15 protein-coding genes and 1 riboswitch are annotated in these 16,296 nt (G+C 49.6%); of the genes, 12 read left to right on the forward strand and 3 right to left on the reverse strand.

The window, feature by feature from the left end; translation table 11 throughout:
• Window positions 1–666: 666 nt before the first annotated feature.
• The 3 genes from A7K91_RS22555 to A7K91_RS22565 are packed head-to-tail and all read left to right on the forward strand — an operon-like array spanning window position 667 to window position 3,258.
• Entirely contained in the window at window positions 667–1,656 is a 990-nt protein-coding gene (locus A7K91_RS22555; protein ID WP_245697767.1) for an ABC transporter ATP-binding protein, read from the forward strand.
• A complete protein-coding gene (locus A7K91_RS22560; RefSeq protein ID WP_342671755.1) occupies window positions 1,653–2,471 on the forward strand; it encodes an ABC transporter permease in 819 nt (272 codons plus the stop codon). Before A7K91_RS22555 ends, A7K91_RS22560 begins: the two co-directional genes overlap by 4 nt.
• A 4-nt stretch (window positions 2,472–2,475) precedes the next feature.
• On the forward strand, window positions 2,476–3,258 hold the full coding sequence (locus tag A7K91_RS22565) for an ABC transporter permease (protein ID WP_068686750.1): 783 nt from the start codon (window positions 2,476–2,478) through the stop codon (window positions 3,256–3,258).
• A 189-nt stretch (window positions 3,259–3,447) separates the two neighbouring features.
• On the opposite strand, the gene A7K91_RS22570 is transcribed toward A7K91_RS22565, so the two are convergent.
• Window positions 3,448–3,900: a hypothetical protein gene (locus A7K91_RS22570; RefSeq protein ID WP_156739765.1), complete on the reverse strand. Its 453-nt coding sequence runs from the start codon at window positions 3,898–3,900 to the stop codon at window positions 3,448–3,450.
• Between the two features lies 1 nt (window position 3,901).
• A riboswitch (cyclic di-AMP (ydaO/yuaA leader) is annotated at window positions 3,902–4,079 on the reverse strand.
• Between the two features lie 250 nt (window positions 4,080–4,329).
• On the opposite strand from A7K91_RS22570, the gene A7K91_RS27480 reads away from it, so the two are divergent.
• The 5 genes from A7K91_RS27480 (at window position 4,330) to A7K91_RS22595 (ending at window position 8,438) form a co-directional block, all read left to right on the forward strand.
• Complete coding sequence (locus A7K91_RS27480; protein ID WP_425415671.1) at window positions 4,330–4,479, forward strand: hypothetical protein; 150 nt, start codon at window positions 4,330–4,332, stop codon at window positions 4,477–4,479.
• A gap of 2 nt (window positions 4,480–4,481) precedes the next feature.
• Window positions 4,482–5,345: an ABC transporter ATP-binding protein gene (locus A7K91_RS22580; protein ID WP_068686752.1), complete on the forward strand. Its 864-nt coding sequence runs from the start codon at window positions 4,482–4,484 to the stop codon at window positions 5,343–5,345.
• 1 nt (window position 5,346) lies between these two features.
• On the forward strand, window positions 5,347–5,985 hold the full coding sequence (locus A7K91_RS22585; protein WP_068686753.1) for an ABC-2 transporter permease: 639 nt from the start codon (window positions 5,347–5,349) through the stop codon (window positions 5,983–5,985).
• A gap of 37 nt (window positions 5,986–6,022) precedes the next feature.
• The gene (locus A7K91_RS22590) at window positions 6,023–7,267 is read left to right on the forward strand and encodes a TraB/GumN family protein (protein WP_068686754.1); all 1,245 of its coding nucleotides are present in this window, start codon (window positions 6,023–6,025) and stop codon (window positions 7,265–7,267) included.
• 211 nt (window positions 7,268–7,478) lie between these two features.
• A complete protein-coding gene (locus tag A7K91_RS22595) occupies window positions 7,479–8,438 on the forward strand; it encodes an aldolase catalytic domain-containing protein (RefSeq protein ID WP_068686755.1) in 960 nt (319 codons plus the stop codon).
• 269 nt (window positions 8,439–8,707) lie between these two features.
• Here the strand turns inward: A7K91_RS22595 and A7K91_RS22600 are convergent, their stop codons facing one another.
• Entirely contained in the window at window positions 8,708–9,025 is a 318-nt protein-coding gene (locus tag A7K91_RS22600) for a hypothetical protein (protein ID WP_245697768.1), read from the reverse strand.
• A gap of 14 nt (window positions 9,026–9,039) precedes the next feature.
• Window positions 9,040–10,419 (reverse strand): Glu/Leu/Phe/Val family dehydrogenase, encoded by a 1,380-nt coding sequence (locus A7K91_RS22605; protein ID WP_068686756.1) that lies wholly within the window; start codon window positions 10,417–10,419, stop codon window positions 9,040–9,042.
• Between the two features lie 166 nt (window positions 10,420–10,585).
• On the opposite strand from A7K91_RS22605, the gene A7K91_RS22610 reads away from it, so the two are divergent.
• From A7K91_RS22610 to pheS, 4 genes are all read left to right on the forward strand, one after another.
• Window positions 10,586–12,085: a copper resistance D family protein gene (locus A7K91_RS22610; protein WP_068686757.1), complete on the forward strand. Its 1,500-nt coding sequence runs from the start codon at window positions 10,586–10,588 to the stop codon at window positions 12,083–12,085.
• Window positions 12,086–12,121: 36 nt separating this feature from the next.
• Window positions 12,122–13,720, forward strand: a complete 1,599-nt coding sequence (locus A7K91_RS22615) for a helix-turn-helix domain-containing protein (protein WP_169833446.1) — start codon at window positions 12,122–12,124, stop codon at window positions 13,718–13,720.
• 132 nt (window positions 13,721–13,852) lie between these two features.
• Window positions 13,853–14,893, forward strand: a complete 1,041-nt coding sequence (locus A7K91_RS22620; RefSeq protein ID WP_068686759.1) for an ABC transporter substrate-binding protein — start codon at window positions 13,853–13,855, stop codon at window positions 14,891–14,893.
• A gap of 365 nt (window positions 14,894–15,258) precedes the next feature.
• The gene (gene pheS, locus A7K91_RS22625; RefSeq protein WP_068686760.1) at window positions 15,259–16,293 is read left to right on the forward strand and encodes a phenylalanine--tRNA ligase subunit alpha; all 1,035 of its coding nucleotides are present in this window, start codon (window positions 15,259–15,261) and stop codon (window positions 16,291–16,293) included.
• Window positions 16,294–16,296 lie beyond the last annotated feature (3 nt).

Raw genomic sequence — 16,296 nt, forward strand, 5'->3', positions numbered from 1 at the left:
TAAATGACTCATTCGGCATCGAGGCCCTTAGTTCCTGTTTGTTCCAAAAATTCACTTAGTAGAGCACCTAAGTAGTAACGAAGAAACGTACAAAAGCGCTTGATCCAATAGAGAAACGCGCCCATTTGTATGAAGAAACGTACAAAAGCGCTTGATCCAAGAAAGAAACACGCCCGTTTGTATGAAGAAGCGTACAAAAGCGCTTGATCCAATAGAGAAACACGCCCGTTTGTATGAAGAAACATACAAAAGCGCTTGATCCAATAGAGAAACGCGCCCGTTTATATGAAGAATCATACAAAACGACTTACCCCAATTCCCTTACCCCAATTCCTACGCTAATCCACCGTTTCTTTTCCAATCAACTATTTCCGGAAAATCCCACGGAAAATCCCCTTAAAACAACCGGATAGATCACTAAATGGTCCGAACCGTATCCCCTAAAAAACCTAAAATACAAATAAAATGCAAAAAAACGGATGCACAAAACAACCGTTAAACCGATGAAGTATTCAAATAGAACTTTAAAAGCTAAACGTTTTATAAAAATAGTATTTCCTCGTCATCTATAATAATAGAATAACACAGCAGAAAACATAAGTCTATACTTTTTTTGAAATTTACGATATATTTTTTTTCTGTTGGAAATGCGAGAGGAGGCTAAGTATGAATAACGGAATGATTCAGGTGCACGGCATCAGTAAAACCTTTAAGGTAGCCGAGCGGACATCGGGATTGAAGGCGGCGGTAAAGTCGCTCATTGTACGCAAGCATCGGATGGTTGAAGCCTTGAAGGATATTTCCTTTGAGATTGGGGAGGGAGAAATCGTAGGCTACATAGGGCCTAACGGAGCGGGCAAATCAACCACGATCAAGGTCATGAGCGGAATCCTCGTGCCGGATGCAGGAACCTGTTCTATTATGGGGTACACCCCATGGAAGGAACGGAGCCAATACGTGCGGAATATCGGCGTTGTCTTTGGTCAACGGTCGCAGCTATGGTGGGATGTGCCGGTGTTGGATTCATTTGAGCTGTTAAGGGATATTTACCGGATTCCCGAAGCGTCTTACAAAAGAGAGCTGGATTTGCTGAGCGATATGCTCGATCTTGGGCCGTTGTTGTCTATGCCGGTCAGGCAGCTAAGCCTGGGCCAGCGCATGCGATGCGAAATAGCAGCTTCCCTGCTGCACAGCCCCAAGCTGTTGTTTTTGGACGAACCAACAATCGGGCTGGATGCCGTCAGCAAATTGGCTGTCAGGCGATTTATTAAGGACATTAATGCGGAACGTGCGGTTACGGTCATTTTGACCACGCATGATATGAGCGATATTGAAGCGCTGGCTAACCGGATTATTATGATCGGCAAAGGAACCAAGCTGTACGACGGTTCCCTGACGGAGCTGAGAACTCGTTTTGGACGCAACCGCATACTGAAGGCGGATTTTCGGGAGCATCATGAGCCTGTTGATATCGAAGGCGCAACCAGGCTGGAATGGTACCCGGAGCGTGCGGTCTACGGCTTTGACACGGATCAAACCAGCATGGCTGACGTGATTGCGCAGCTGTCGCAAAATGTTCAGTTGCGCGATGTGATAGTAGAGTCCAAGGATATCGACGAAATGATACTGGAGCTGTACGAGGAGCATCGGATATGAGCGCCATCCATCTGAAAGCCTACGCCAGCTTGTGGCGCATACGCTTCATCAACGGGCTTCAATACCGCGCTGCGGCCCTTGCCGGGATAGCGACTCAGCTGTTCTTTGGCTTTGTATTTATGATGATCTTTATGGCCTATTACGAAAATAGCGGAGTATCACCGGATTTGTCGATCCAGCAATTGGTCACCTATGTGTGGCTGCAGCAGATGTTTGTTGCCTTTATTATGTTATGGTACCGGGACAACGAGCTGTTCACCATGATAACGGGCGGCAATATCGCTTATGAGCTATGCCGTCCCGTCAATATGTATGTGTTCTGGTTCGTCAAGCTGCTGGCGCAGCGAATGGCGAGCGCCTTGCTTCGCAGCCTGCCGATTATGCTAGTCGTGTTCTTTTTGCCGGAGCCTTACCGCATGAGCCTGCCCGATAGCCCGGCCTCGTTTGGTCTGTTTCTGATTGCTCTGATGCTGGGACTGCTGGTTGTGGTGGCTATATCCATGCTGATATATATTTCGGTATTTTGGACGATGTCGCCTGTTGGTTCAACCTTGATGATTGCTGTCATCGGCGAGTTTTTTGCCGGGCTTATCATTCCCGTACCGCTTATGCCGGATTGGCTGCAAAGCATCGTATATGCTCTGCCTTTTCGCTTTACGGCAGATTTTCCATTCCGGGTCTACAGCGGGCATATTCCCGTAAATGAAGCCATTACCGGCATCGGGCTGCAGCTGCTATGGATTTTGGCGCTGGCCGTGGTGGGACAGTGGCTCATGCGCCGGGCGCTGCGCAGCGTTATCGTACAGGGAGGGTGAGGACATGAAGCTGTATTTCAACTATTTAAGCATTCATTTTCGCAGTCAAATGCAATACAGGACGTCGTTCCTCATGCTGACGGCGGGACAATTTCTTATTCCGTTTACCGTTTTTGCGGGCGTCTATTTTATGTTTGAGCGATTTGGACAATTAAAGGGCTGGACCTTTTTTGAGGTAACGCTATGTTATGCCATCATCCATTTGGCTTTTTCCCTGAGCGAATGCTTTGCGCGCGGCTTTGATTCCTTTTCCGGGCTTGTGGTAAGAGGGGACTTTGATCGTTTGCTGGTGAGGCCGCGGGGAACTGTCGTACAAGTGCTTGGCTCCGCATTCGAGTTTACCCGGTTTGGCCGTCTCATCCAGGGCGGAGCGGTATTGGCGTGGTCAATCAGCCAGCTGCCGGAGCTTTGGACATTTCCCAAGCTGCTGGCGGTGCTGCTGATGGTTGTCAACGGTGTGTTTGTATTTACCGGTATTTTTATTCTTGCAGCGACGATGTGTTTTTGGTCGGTTCAAGGACTGGAGCTGGCAAACGTGTTTACAGATGGCGGCCGGGAGATGGCTCAGTATCCGCTTGGCATATACGAAGCCTGGGTACGTAAGTTTTTTACGTACATCATACCGTTTGCCAGCGTCAGCTATTTGCCGCTTATGCTGCTGCTGGATAAAAGAGAGGGCAGTACGGCAGAGCTGCTTCTGCTCCCGTTTGGCGGAGCGTTATTCCTGCTTCCATGTCTGCTAATCTGGCAAATTGGCATCCGTCATTACCGATCAACTGGCTCTTAGACGCTGTCAATTGACACAATATTAAAAAAGGGCATCAATCGATTTTTATAGATCCGATGAACACAAACTGAAAGCAAACGCTGCTTAATTTACTTAGTAGGAAGCAAGCGCTGTCGTTGAAAACAAACAGCAAGCCCCCGTCGCCGGCTCCTTGGGAGCGCGGTAACGGGGGCTTGCCTTGTTTATACATTAATCCAAAGAGATGTACGAAATGGACCTGAGCTGCAAAACGGATTCTTCCGCGGGTATGGCCGATGATACGGCGGCAACGCCCGAGGCGTATTGCTGCTGTATGGCGCCAAGCGCGGCGGCAAAAAGCGAAAAAGCGCGGTTGTCGGCATCAGCTTTTCCTGCAATCATCTCCGTCAGCCTTGTTGTGAGGGAGGATAGCGGAAAACGGCCGATAAAGCCTTGCAATTGTTTCCCCCAGGATTCCGGCTCAAAAAAGACGTAATCCTGTTTAGCCAGAAAAACCTCGCTCCAGCCGTATCCGTGCTCCGTTGTCAAACGAAGGCATACACGGTAGCCTTCATTATCGATCGCCAGTGCAGGAATAACAAAAACTTCGATTCTGGAGACGGTCAGCTGCCCTGGATCTTGCTCTGGATAAAGGGAATCATGCAGCGATAAACAAAGCATCATACATCTCTCCTTTGTTCGCTTGCGAGGTTAGCTGTCGGATTCGGGCTAGAGAGGAAGCCCTACCGGGTAAACCCGGATTCACCCCTTGCGATAAAACCGGCATACATAAGCGTATGCAGATTTCGGCCGCGTTGGTTCCCCCGCTTTTTCCATTCGGAAAAATTCAGCGTTGTTTACATAATATTTTATCTCCAAAAAGCCGCTTTGTAAATGCTTCAGTTTATCGCCGCTATCCAATATCCTTTTTTTTGTTGACAAACCTACTATAATGTATGATATTGTACTTATACAATAAGTACATTAAACGTCAGTGAGGCGGTGGTTGCATGTGGACATCATTAGCAGCAATACAAGCAAACCCATATATGAGCAGATCACCTCACAAGTTAAAGCCATGATTAGGGCGTAACCGTTGGTCGAGGCAGCCTTGTGGCAGCAAGAAACAAGGAACTTATCCAAGAGGAGCTGCAGAAGAATGTAGAAGAACAGTTAAGTCTGGCGGCGGAAACGGCGCGGACCGGAGGGATACCTTTGCCTAAATTGATCGAATTGCTAACTATTTTTTATATGGAGGAGTAACGATGAGCTACAGCTTGGACATACAAAATTTGAATAAAACTTATCCTGATTCTGATTTTCGTCTAAATAACGTTTCGTTTTCCATTCCCAAGGGAACGATTATGGGCTTTGTTGGAGAAAACGGAGCGGGAAAGTCAACAACGATGAATGCGGTTTTAAACATCATCAAAAAGGACAGCGGCACTATAAAAATCTTTGGCCGGGAAATGGGGGACAGGGATACAGACATTCGCGAGCAAATAGGGGTAGTTTTCGATGCATCCAACTTCCCGGAAGTATTGACGCCGGCCAAGCTGTCGAAGGTCATGTCAGGGATATATAAGCAATGGGACCATTCGTTTTTTCTGGACGCCACTGCGAGATTTAAGCTGGATACGAGGAAACAAATCGGAAAGTTTTCGCGTGGAATGAAAATGAAGCTGGCCCTTGCCGTTGCGCTTTCGCACCGGCCTAAGCTGCTCATTCTGGATGAGGCCACCTCCGGGCTGGACCCGATAGTCAGAGATGAGGTTTTGGAGGTATTCCTGGAATTTGTGGAAGACGAAGACCATTCCATTTTGATGTCCTCCCATATTACCACCGATATGGAAAAGATCGCTGATTACATTACATTTATTCATCAAGGCACAATCCTTTTGACAGAGAAAAAGGATCATCTAATCTATGAATATGGAATTGCCCGCTGCAAAGCTGAACAGTTTCAGCACATTGACCGTGCGGATATGCTGGCCTTTAAAAAACGGGATTATCAAATCGATGTGCTGGTGGAGAACAGAGGGGCATTTGAGCGGAAGTATAGCGGAATTGTGGTAGACACAGGCACTATTGATGAAATTATGGTTTTGCTGGTTAAGGGGGATCAATAAAATGAGGGGTTTGGTGGTTAACAATCTTTATACGAGTCGAGACAATATCAAGCTATCGCTCATAATCGCCCTGCTGCTTGCGTTTGTACCGCTATTTGTAAAGGAAAACAGCATTATCAGCATCGTCATTGCAATGCAGACATTTGTCCTTGTCTCCAATATGTCCACTTCTTTAAAGATGGATGAAGCCTCCAAATGGAATAAATTCGAAATTACTTTGCCGGTGACTAGAAATACACTTATTAGCGCCAAATACATTTCATTTATTCTGCTGATATTGATCGGAGTTGCTGCAAGTCTGGTCACGGTGGCCCTTCAAGCCATGCGGGGAAAAATCGACTTTAATACACTCATCCTGGGCTACAACTTTGGTTTGCAGCTGTCCCTTTCCACTGTTGCCATAGTTTATCCGCTTATTTTGAAGCTGGGGGCCGAAAAAAGCGATACGCTGCTGTTTACGGCAATTGGACTATCCGTCGGGCTGAGATTTTTGGTCTGGTATCTGTTGTACTTGTCTGACGAAACGATTACGTTCAGAACCTCTCCTAGTGTGGGGAATATCTCTTTGGCCATTTCGCTAGCCATGTTTATTTTATCCTATTTTATTTCAGCGGCCATTCATCGACACAAGGAGTTTTAACATTACAAAACATAATCTGAGAGGATTGAAGCCAGAAATGAAAAAGTTAACGTCATTATTTATAAGCGTTGTTATGCTGCTTGTATTTGCGACTGGTGTACAAGCGCAAACTGTTGCGCCTCCTGTAGCGGTATTACTTGATAAAGAACAGCTAACCTTTGATAGCGGACATGCATTCATTGAAAAAGCAACGACACTGGTCCCGGCTGAAGCTTTCCTGGAAGGACTGGATTATGAGCTACGCTGGGATAGAGCAAATACGACTCTTCGTGCGTCGAAAGGCGAGCTTTCTTTTGTTCTCGAAACCGGGAAAACGGAGGCCATGGCCAATAATGAGGCGCATCAACTGAGGGCAGCTCCAAAAATTGTTAACGGAACATTGTACGCCCCGCTTCGATTCCTGGCAGAAAATGCGGGTTACCGCATTGACTGGGATGCTGAAAGTCGCGCTGCTGCTTTGGCGCTGCAAGATAACAAGGGTTTTTTCTGGAAGGTAGAAAAGGATGGCGTGGAGTTGTATTTGCTTGGTTCTATCCATGTTGGCAACGATGAGATGTACCCGATTCGACCAGAGCTGAATGTGGCATATGCTAATTCCGATCATCTGGTTCTGGAAGTAAACATGGCTGCTCCAATGGATGAGCAAACGATGAAGGAACTTCAAAAAAAGTATATGCTGTACGATGACAACACAACATTGCCCGACCATATTGACGCTGAAATGTATAGACAGATTCAAACCATTTTGAAGGAAAACGGAGCGCCTGAAACATTCCTCGATACATTTAAACCTTGGATGGTCTATATAAGTTTGGATAACATGAAATCACGATTAGGCGGCTTTGAAGCCGGTCTTGGCATTGATATGTACTTCGCGCAGAAGGCAACGGCTTCCGGAAAGTCTATTCTGGAGCTGGAATCGCATGATTCCCAATATTCGCAATTTAACCATTTCTCGGATGGTCTTATTGCTTCTATGATAAAGGAGCTGCTTGAAACATTCCATCAGCCGGATAACGGCACGGAGACACTGGCCGATCTGTGGCGTAGCGGAGACGAAGCTGCATTGGCAGAAATGCTGGAAGCAATGAAGGAAATACCGGAATATTACAAAACCACGATTATTGACCGTAATGCTGGAATGATTGAAAAAATTGAAGGTTACCTGGGAGACGAAAAAAAGGAAACGTATTTTGTCATTGCAGGATCTTTCCATATGATAGGAAAAGACGGAATCGTAAACGCGCTCAAAGAAAAGGGCTATACCGTTACCCGCCTGTAAGTTATCGCGAGGTGCGTTGTGTAGTTTTGTTGTTATGGAATGGGCTGCGCCTTTGGGGAAATAGAAGAAATCGGTTAGAACATAAGTAGACATGGGCTTGTTTAAGATGATATCCGCATAATAATAGCCAATAAAGCTTTGCGTTCACCGTTTTTTTCAAGTATGATGTAAGGAAAAAATGAACTCATGTTCAAATCAAAGGAGCAGCAGTATGCATTCGAAAACTAGCCATTGTAAAATCGTCGATTGCACCATCCGCGACGGCGGCCTCGTCAATAATTGGGACTTCAGCGTGGAGTTTGTGCAGCATTTGTATAATAGCCTTAACGAAGCCGGCGTTGATTATATGGAAATCGGCTACAAAAATTCTCCAAAGCTTCTGAAAGGAGCCGATAGCGCGGGACCTTGGCGGTTTCTGAATGACGATTTTCTTAGAAAGGTGCTGCCGAACAAAGGCAATACCAAGCTGTCCGCTCTCGTTGATATCGGGCGCGTGGATGAAAACGATATTTTGCCGCGCAGCGAAAGCATGATCGATCTTATTCGCGTGGCTTGTTATATTCAAGACGTGGATAAGGCGCTGGAGCTGGTTCAAACCTTCCACGACCGCGGCTATGAAACAACGCTGAACATCATGGCTTTGTCCAATGTGATGGAAAATCAGCTTGTTGAAGCCTTCGAGCGCATTAACGAAAGCGTCGTAGACGTTGTTTACATCGTTGATTCCTACGGCAGTCTGAAGCCAAGCGACGTTGAATACCTGGTGGACAAGTTCCGCCAGCATTTGCCGAACAAACGGCTTGGCGTACATGCCCATAACAACCTTCAGCTTGCTTTTGCCAATACGCTCCTTGCGGCAGGCAAAGGCGTAGAGCTGCTTGACGCATCCGTGTACGGCATGGGCCGCGCGGCTGGCAATTGCAATACGGAGCTGCTTGTCTCCGAGCTGCAAAATACGAAATACAACGTACGTCCCGTTCTGGACATGATCGAAAAATATATGATTCCGCTTCGCGAGAAGGAAGAATGGGGCTATATCATTCCTTACATGATTACCGGCATTCTGGACGAGCATCCTCGTTCCGCCATGGCGCTCCGCGCTTCGGAAAAGAAGGACAAAGCCGTTGATTTCTACGATCAGCTGACGACTCCCGAAATCTCCAGCAAATAAGGATAAAAGGGGCTGCCCGAACAGTCTGTTACGGTGAATAATGATTCAGCAAAACCGGTTCCTACCGGAAAAGGGTGTCTTGGAAGCTCAAACCTATTTGTCCGCTTTATTTTGATCCTATTTGTAGTGGATAAAAGCGGACAAAAAAACTCGCCCTCAAGACACCCTTTCCGCTCCGGCCCTCTGCTGAATAATTATTCGTTCGGTTTGACTTTTCGGACAGCCCCTTTATTTGGGGTAAATCGAAGAATTACCCTGGAAAACACATCCTAGACCGTGCTTCGCTTTAATTCTCCCGAGCCGCGAATGGCTGCGGCCTTGTGCGCCGTATTTGGGTGCAGAAAACCGTTGCCCTGCAGCTGCTCGCCTTCACTGGATACGGCCTCCATGCTGACGGAAATATCCTCGCTGGCGGCAAACCAGTCCAATACCTCGCTGTTTGCCACGCCGTCCGCGTCGATATACCAGAGCTTGTCTCCGTATTGCGTAACCAGAAGCAGCTTCGCCTCGGTGAAATCAAGCTCCAGCGACTCCCAATGCCCGTTGCTGATAGCGATGCGGGTCAAAATGATTTGCTCAACCTCCATTTATTCACAACCCCTTAATAAAGCTTGCCTTGTCTGAACAAAACGGAAGATAGCTTCATGACGGCATGGATGTAGCAATTTTGCCTGAGCGTCTGGCTTTCGCCAAAATAAGCAGGAAGTATGCCCTTCATCGTATGCTGCATTTTGTCATAAAGCAGCTTGAAGATTTGCTCCTCGCTGTAAAACTGCGTTTCCCGGCCTTGCAGCCATTCAAAATAAGAAACGATAACGCCGCCGGCATTAGCCAAAATGTCGGGAATAACGATAGTTCCCTTGGCAGCCAGCTTTTCATCCGCGTTGCCCGTGATCGGGGCATTGGCGCCTTCCACAATGATGGACGCTTTAACGTCATCCACATTGGAATCATGAATTTGACCCTCCAGTGCGGCCAAAACAAGCACATCAACGTTAAGCAGCAGCACAGCGCTGCGATCCTTCAGCTCGGCTTTGATGCCGGATTCCGCAAGCTGCTCCTCGTTTGAAGGGAGATCGCCGGAATTGCCGGACGCATAAGCCAGCAAGGACGGAATATCTAGTCCCTCCTCATTATAAAGAGTAACATTGCGATCGCTGACTGCTACGATTTTGTTGCGCAGCATGGAGCATTTGTAAGCTTCAAGCGCCGCGATGGAGCCGACATTACCGAAGCCCTGCACCGCTATGGTCAGCGGTTTGTCGCCAAGTGCAAGCGCGGTTTGTGCAAAAGGGCTGCTGCTGGCTGAAAGCCAGCCGCTATGCTCCTTGAGGAAATCATGCAGCAGATAGCGCAGGGTGAAATAAACGCCTTTGCCTGTCGCCTCCCGTCTGCCAAGCGAACCGCCGCTAATCAGGCTTTTCCCGGTAAAGCTGCCAAGGTAAGGCTGTCCGGGATGGATGCTTTTGAACTCGGCCATCATCCAGTCCATTTCGCGGTCGCCCGTGCCCATATCGGGGGCGGGAATATCTTTATCGGGGCCTAGCACATCGCTAAAATATTGCACATATTTTTTGCAGATAAGATAAAGCTCGCGCTCCGAGAAGTCGCGGGGCGTAATGGCGACGCCGCCTTTGCCGCCGCCAAACGGCACCTCGTGCAAGGCGTTTTTGAGCGTCATCAGCGCAGCGAGATTGGTCACTTCATCTTCATTGACGGTTTCATGGAAGCGGATGCCGCCTTTGTAGGGCCCCAGCGCGTCATTGTGCTGAATGCGGAAGGCGGGAATGCGAACCACGTTTCCGCTATCAAGCGGAATACGCAGAAAAGCTTTATGTACCTTGTTTGGCGTGGACAAAATAGCGGTCAGAGATTGAAAGGCCTGCTCGCGTCGTTGTCCTTGAAGGTGAGGAAGAAAGGTTGAATTGCCAAGCAATGCTTCTAGTGATTGTTGTACGATAGCGCCTGTATGTCTTTCCATGGAAAAGGCCTCCTTTATCGCTTTTGATGATTGTAACATAGTTGCCCCTGTCTTAAAAATCGTTCATACTGTCAGTGCGGAACGGTTGCCTATAGCTTGACCGCACAGCGGCCTGATATGGCCGTTAATTACTGACTTTTACATAATGGAAACAGGGGGTATAGACATGCAGGCAAGACTAAAGTGGCCAGGTGGCCTGACCCAAAACGCAACAGGCAAAAATGCCGGGCGTCTGGGAGCTACAGCAGCTGCAAAGGATTTGGGAGGCAGGCTTTTGCTGCTTTGTATCGTTTTATTGACGGCGGCCGCGCTGCTTGGCGGCATGCCTGATAAGGCGTTGGCCTCAAGCGTGAGCGCCGGCGCGGGGGTACAATTATCAGCCGCGCCGCCAGCCCCGGCGCTGGAGACTTATGCGGCGCTGCATAATCACAATCAGTCAGGCAAGCCGGGAGCTGAGAGCCCTTCGCTTGGCTCATTGGCCGTTTCGGCGGCATTAATTGTTTCCCGCGCCGCCTTTTATTTTTCGACTCTGCTGGCCGCCGGGTTGCCGTTTTTGATGATCCTGTTCAAGCGAGGCGATGAGCAGCAGCCGTTGCTCCGTCGTCTCGACAGTCTGCGCCAAACCTCGATTAAAGCTTTGCTGCTGGCAACATTGACTTATATTTTTCTTCATTCCATCACCATAGCGCAAAGCGTCGGAGGCGGGGATAGCTGGCTTCGCGTTTTTACGGAAACATCGCTGGGGAAGGTATGGATCGCACAGCTTGTTTTGGCTTTATTGGGCTTTTTCGCGCTGTCTCTCGCAATTCCGGGCAGAATCGTATGGGCTGCCGGGTTGCTTGTTACAGAAAGCTTGAATGGACATGCTGCGGCGGCGGAGCTTAAAACCGGTGCTATTGGCTTCGATTTTGTTCACTTGCTGTGCTCGTCTCTATGGGCGAGCGGCGTCATTGCGCTGCTGGTGCTTTGGCGAAAAGAGCGCAAGGAAACGGGGCATTTTGCAGAGCGTTTTGCAGGCATAGCCTGGTTAACAATCCTGCTGCTCGTCGTTAGCGGCATCGGCATGATTATTCTGCTGGCGCCGTCCTGGCACTATTTGCTTTATACGTCCTGGGGGCAATGGCTAATCGGGAAGGCCTGTCTCGTTGTTGCGGTGGCGGCAACGGGGTATGCTCTTCGGCGCAGAGCTAAGGCGCGTTTGATGCCGCGAGGCTCCCTTTTGAAGCTGGACGGACTTCTGATGGCTTCCATTATTGCAATTGCAAGCTTATTTACCTTTATTGGTCCTGCGTCATCCGGGGAGCCGTACAAGCATCACCAGATGGGCGAAAGCTTTCATTATACGCTGGAGGTAACGCCGAATGCGGCTGGTCCCAACAAGGCGGAGCTCATTGTATGGCTGCCGGAGGCTGACGGCAAGCCGCAGGAAATTTCGTTGACGTTTCAAGCCGGACGTTATTCCGGCGGCAAGGCTGTGACGGCCAAGCTTAAGGAGCTGCCTGCTCCGGCATCCCATCTTGAATTTCCTGGCTTCACCGCTTTTTATTACGAGAGCGAAGGCTTTGTGCTTCCTGTTCCGACGGGTTGGAGCGCTTCGTTGGAGGTGCTGACATTAGAGGGGGAAAGGATTCAGAGAAGCGCCGACCTGGACAACAATGAACAATAGATGACTTTAAGAGATGACTTTAAGGAGCGGGAGCTTGTGTATGTGTGCAATGACTTGCGGGATGTGCTTATTCAGAATGGTGAAAGCCTTCCGCGCCAAAAAACAAGCTCGCATCTCCTGCTGCTGGCGGCAGGAGGAAAAGGCACTCTGAGAGCAGGCGGCCATAGCTATGCTGTCGATGAAGGCCGTATGTTTTTGCTGGGCATTGGAGAGTGGTTTGAGATTGAGTCCCGGCATGGCGGCGGCTGTCGGCTTCTGCTGCTCGACTTCGACGAATTGGAGAGTATGCCTTCCTGGGAGACGGAGCGCCGATTTCGCAAAATAACGGGCCGGTTTCCTCAATACGGCGAGCTTCAAGGCAAAGAAGTCCGGGAATTATATGATACGATGCTCCGGCTCAAAGAAGCTGCCGATCAGGCGCATGCCTCAAGCGGAAACCGCCAGGGCATTTTGTTCCAGCAGCTTGTGGGACAGCTTTTGACTGCCGGGGAGTCGGAGCGGCCTCTTTCGTCATTGGAGGATATCGAACGCACGATAGCCTATATGGAGGAGCACTTTCATGAAAATCTGGAGCGGGATAAGCTGGCGGCCATTGCGGGACTAAGTCCCTGGTATTATTCCGGTCTGTTCAAAAGAATCAAGGGCTGCTCGCCGATTGCCTATTTGAATGAAATCAGGCTTCGCCATGCCAAAAAACGGCTTCTGGACCCTCGCGCCTCCATCGGGGAGGTGGCCCGGAGCTGCGGATATGGGGATGAGTCGTATTTTCGCCGTAAATTTAAAGCGGAAACCGGGGTTACTCCCGGCGCATTCAGCCGCAAAAGCCATGAACGGATAGCTGTGTTATCCAACCCGTACACAGCTCATTTGCTGGCATTAGGGATTAAGCCGCTTGCGGCTCCCGTCGAAAAGGGAAGAGAGCTGTACCGCGAAACTTATTACAGCTCGGTCCCGGTGCATCTGGGCAGAAGCTGTCTGGAGCACGGGGAAACGGAGTTTTCCATATGGCACACCAATTACAAGCTGCTGGCTGCAGCAGGTCCAAGCTATATTTTGTGCGATGATGGTCTGCTTCAAATGCAATACGGCCTGGATTTGAACCATATTGCTCCTTGCGGCAGCGTGCCTTGGCTAGAACTCAATTGGCGATCGCACCTGCGGCATATTGCCTCCTTGCTTCGGCTTGAGGAGCGGGCGGAAAGCTGGCTGGAGAGGTATGAAGCTAAAGCGGCAGCAGCGCGCATTCAGCTTGAAGCGGCAATCGGGACGCAATCACTCATGCTGCTGCGGGTTGCCAAGGATCAGCTATCGGTATTTGGCAGGCGTAATGTTGGCGCTGTTCTCTATGACGATCTTGGTTTGACCTGTCCTTATGAGTGGAATGACATTCAAGTGGAGCAGGTTGTCGATATGGATTTTGTCAGCGCCTGTAATCCGGCATATTTGCTGCTTGCTTCGGATACCGATGCAGAATCCATTGACTGCTTGAAGCAGCTGGCCGCAAGCGACAAATGGCGCTGCCTTCAGGCTGTTGCAAACAGCCGTATAGTGCACGTCGAACCATCGCCATGGCTGGAATACAGTCCGCTTGCCCACGATTTGATAATAGATAAACTGCTTGGCTGGCTAACCTGATAGGACATCTATAAATGTTCTCCAGCGCACAAAAAACATCTCCAATACCGCACAGAAGTGCATAGAAAGGGGCGGATGATCATGTTATCATTCCATTGAGAATGATAATTAATTACAATCAGGAGGGGCATCATGGCAGTTGCAAGGCAATTTAAAAGTATAATCGGGGTTATTTTGATCGCGCTGCTTCTTTCGGCATGTGCTTCTGGCGTGAAGGACAATACAAGCGGACAAAACGGAGACTCCGGCGGGCAAAATACAGCGGCAGACCTTAATGCCGCCAAATCGTCGAATGAGAAAACGGGAGACGCTGCTGAACAAACAGGCGAGGCGGCGGCATATCCACGGACATTTCAGCATGTCTACGGCGTAACTACGCTTGAGCAGCCGCCGGTTAGGATTTATGCGCCTTATCTGGAGGACGCGCTTCTGACGCTGGGTGTTACGCCTGTGTTGAAATGGTCGGTGGGCGAGCTGTTGCAGGATTATTTGGAGCCGCAATTAAAGGATGTTCCAAAGATTGATTTTGCAGGCGGGCCGGATGCGGAAACCATTCTCGCATCGGAGCCGGATCTGATTATACTCTACAGCAGCGACATGGCAGCTGAAGGAAGATATGAGCAATATTCAAAAATAGCTCCAACCTTTGTGTTCGATAATGCGGCGGGCAATTGGGAGGATACGCTTCAGACACTGGGCGATATTCTGGACCGCAAGAAAGAGGCAGCAGACGGAGCAAAGCAATACGCTGATCTGGTAGCAGAAGCAAAAGAGAAGCTTGGGCCACTTGCGGACGGCAAAACCTTTGCGGTTGTCCGCATGAGACAAAAGGAGCTTTTGCTGATGGACGGCGTTTATTTCAGCGGCTTGACGCTTTATCGCGATTTGGGGCTGACGCCTCATCCCATGGTCAAGGAGCTGTCCTGGGAAGGGCATGTGTCCCTGTCGCTAGAGAAGCTGCCTGACCTTGATGCCGACTATATTTTCTATATGATTCAGGGCAGAGATTCGCAGGCGGCGGCGGAGGAGCTGATGAACAGCTTTGCCTGGCAATCGCTTCCCGCCGTTAAAGCCGGTCATGCTTACCAGGTGCAGACGGGACATTGGCTGGCTACAGGGGCTATCGCAAACGCCAAACAAATCAATGATGTCCTAAATGACATCAAAGATTAACCGATGCCTTGCAAGCGGTCATGTTTTTGCATATAATAGTGGGTATTATGTAGCTTTATAGCTGACATGCAGTGATGGAGAAGAGTAGCCAGTGCTTTTGCACAGGGAGGGATTGCCGCAGATTGAGAGCATTCCCGCAGAATCAGGCTGGTGAAGTTCGCTCCGGAGCATGCTCCTGAAACGCCGCTGTACGGGCGCGGTAGGGAAGTACGGCTGCCTCCGTTATCGGGCCTTTGAGAACAGCTTGTCTGGTATTAGTCCGGCCTGCTGTTGAAATCAGGGTGGTACCACGGTTCTTCCGTCCCTATCGGGGAGGAAGGACCTTTTTTGTTTTTTTATTTAAGTGAAAAATGGAGGCGTTCAGGATGAAGGAAAGGCTGGAGGAGCTGCGCGGCGAAGCGCTGCGCGAGCTTCAGGAAGTGGAATCGCAAGGCGCGCTTAACGATTTGCGCGTCAAATATTTGGGTAAAAAGGGAGCGCTGACGGAGATTCTTCGCGGCATGGGCTCGCTTAGCGCTGAGGAGCGTCCTGTCATCGGCGGTGTAGCCAACGATGTGCGCGCCGCAATTGAAGCGGTAATTGAAGAAAAGCAGGTTGCTTTTCAGGAGGCGGAAACGAACCGCAGACTGGCGGCTGAAACGCTAGACGTCTCTCTTCCCGGCAGAGCGCTGCCAACAGGCGCTATTCATCCTCTAAACAAGGTAGCTCAAGAGATCGAAGACGTGTTTGTAGGTCTTGGTTACAGCATTGCTGAAGGTCCTGAGGTGGAAAGCGATTATTATAATTTTGAAGCGCTGAATCTGCCTAAAAACCATCCCGCGCGCGATATGCAGGATTCCTTCTATGTAACGGAGGACATTCTGATGCGTACCCATACGTCGCCGGTACAGGTTCGCACCATGCAGGCCAAAAAAGGCGAAGCGCCAATCAAGGTTATTTGCCCCGGCAAGGTGTACAGAAGAGACGACGACGATGCGACCCACTCCTTCCAGTTCAACCAGATTGAAGGGCTTGTCGTTGGCAAGGGCATTCGCATGAGCGACCTGAAGGGAACATTATTGCAGTTTGTGCAGCAAATGTTTGGCTCCCAGGCGCAAATTCGCCTGCGTCCAAGCTTCTTCCCGTTTACGGAGCCAAGCGCCGAGGTTGACGTTACGTGCGTGCAATGCGGCGGACACGGCTGCCGGATGTGCAAAGGCACAGGCTGGCTGGAAATTCTCGGCTGCGGCATGGTGCATCCTCGCGTTTTGGAAATGGGCGGTTACGACCCCGAGGAGGTTACCGGCTTTGCGTTTGGTATGGGGGTTGAGCGTATTGCCCTGCTGAAATACGGCATCGACGATATCCGCCATTTTTACAGCAACGATCTGAGGTTCCTTGGCCAATTCGCGAGAATGTGACGA

It is taken from the genome of Paenibacillus oryzae (assembly GCF_001675045.1).
Lineage (GTDB): Bacteria > Bacillota > Bacilli > Paenibacillales > Paenibacillaceae > Pristimantibacillus > Pristimantibacillus oryzae.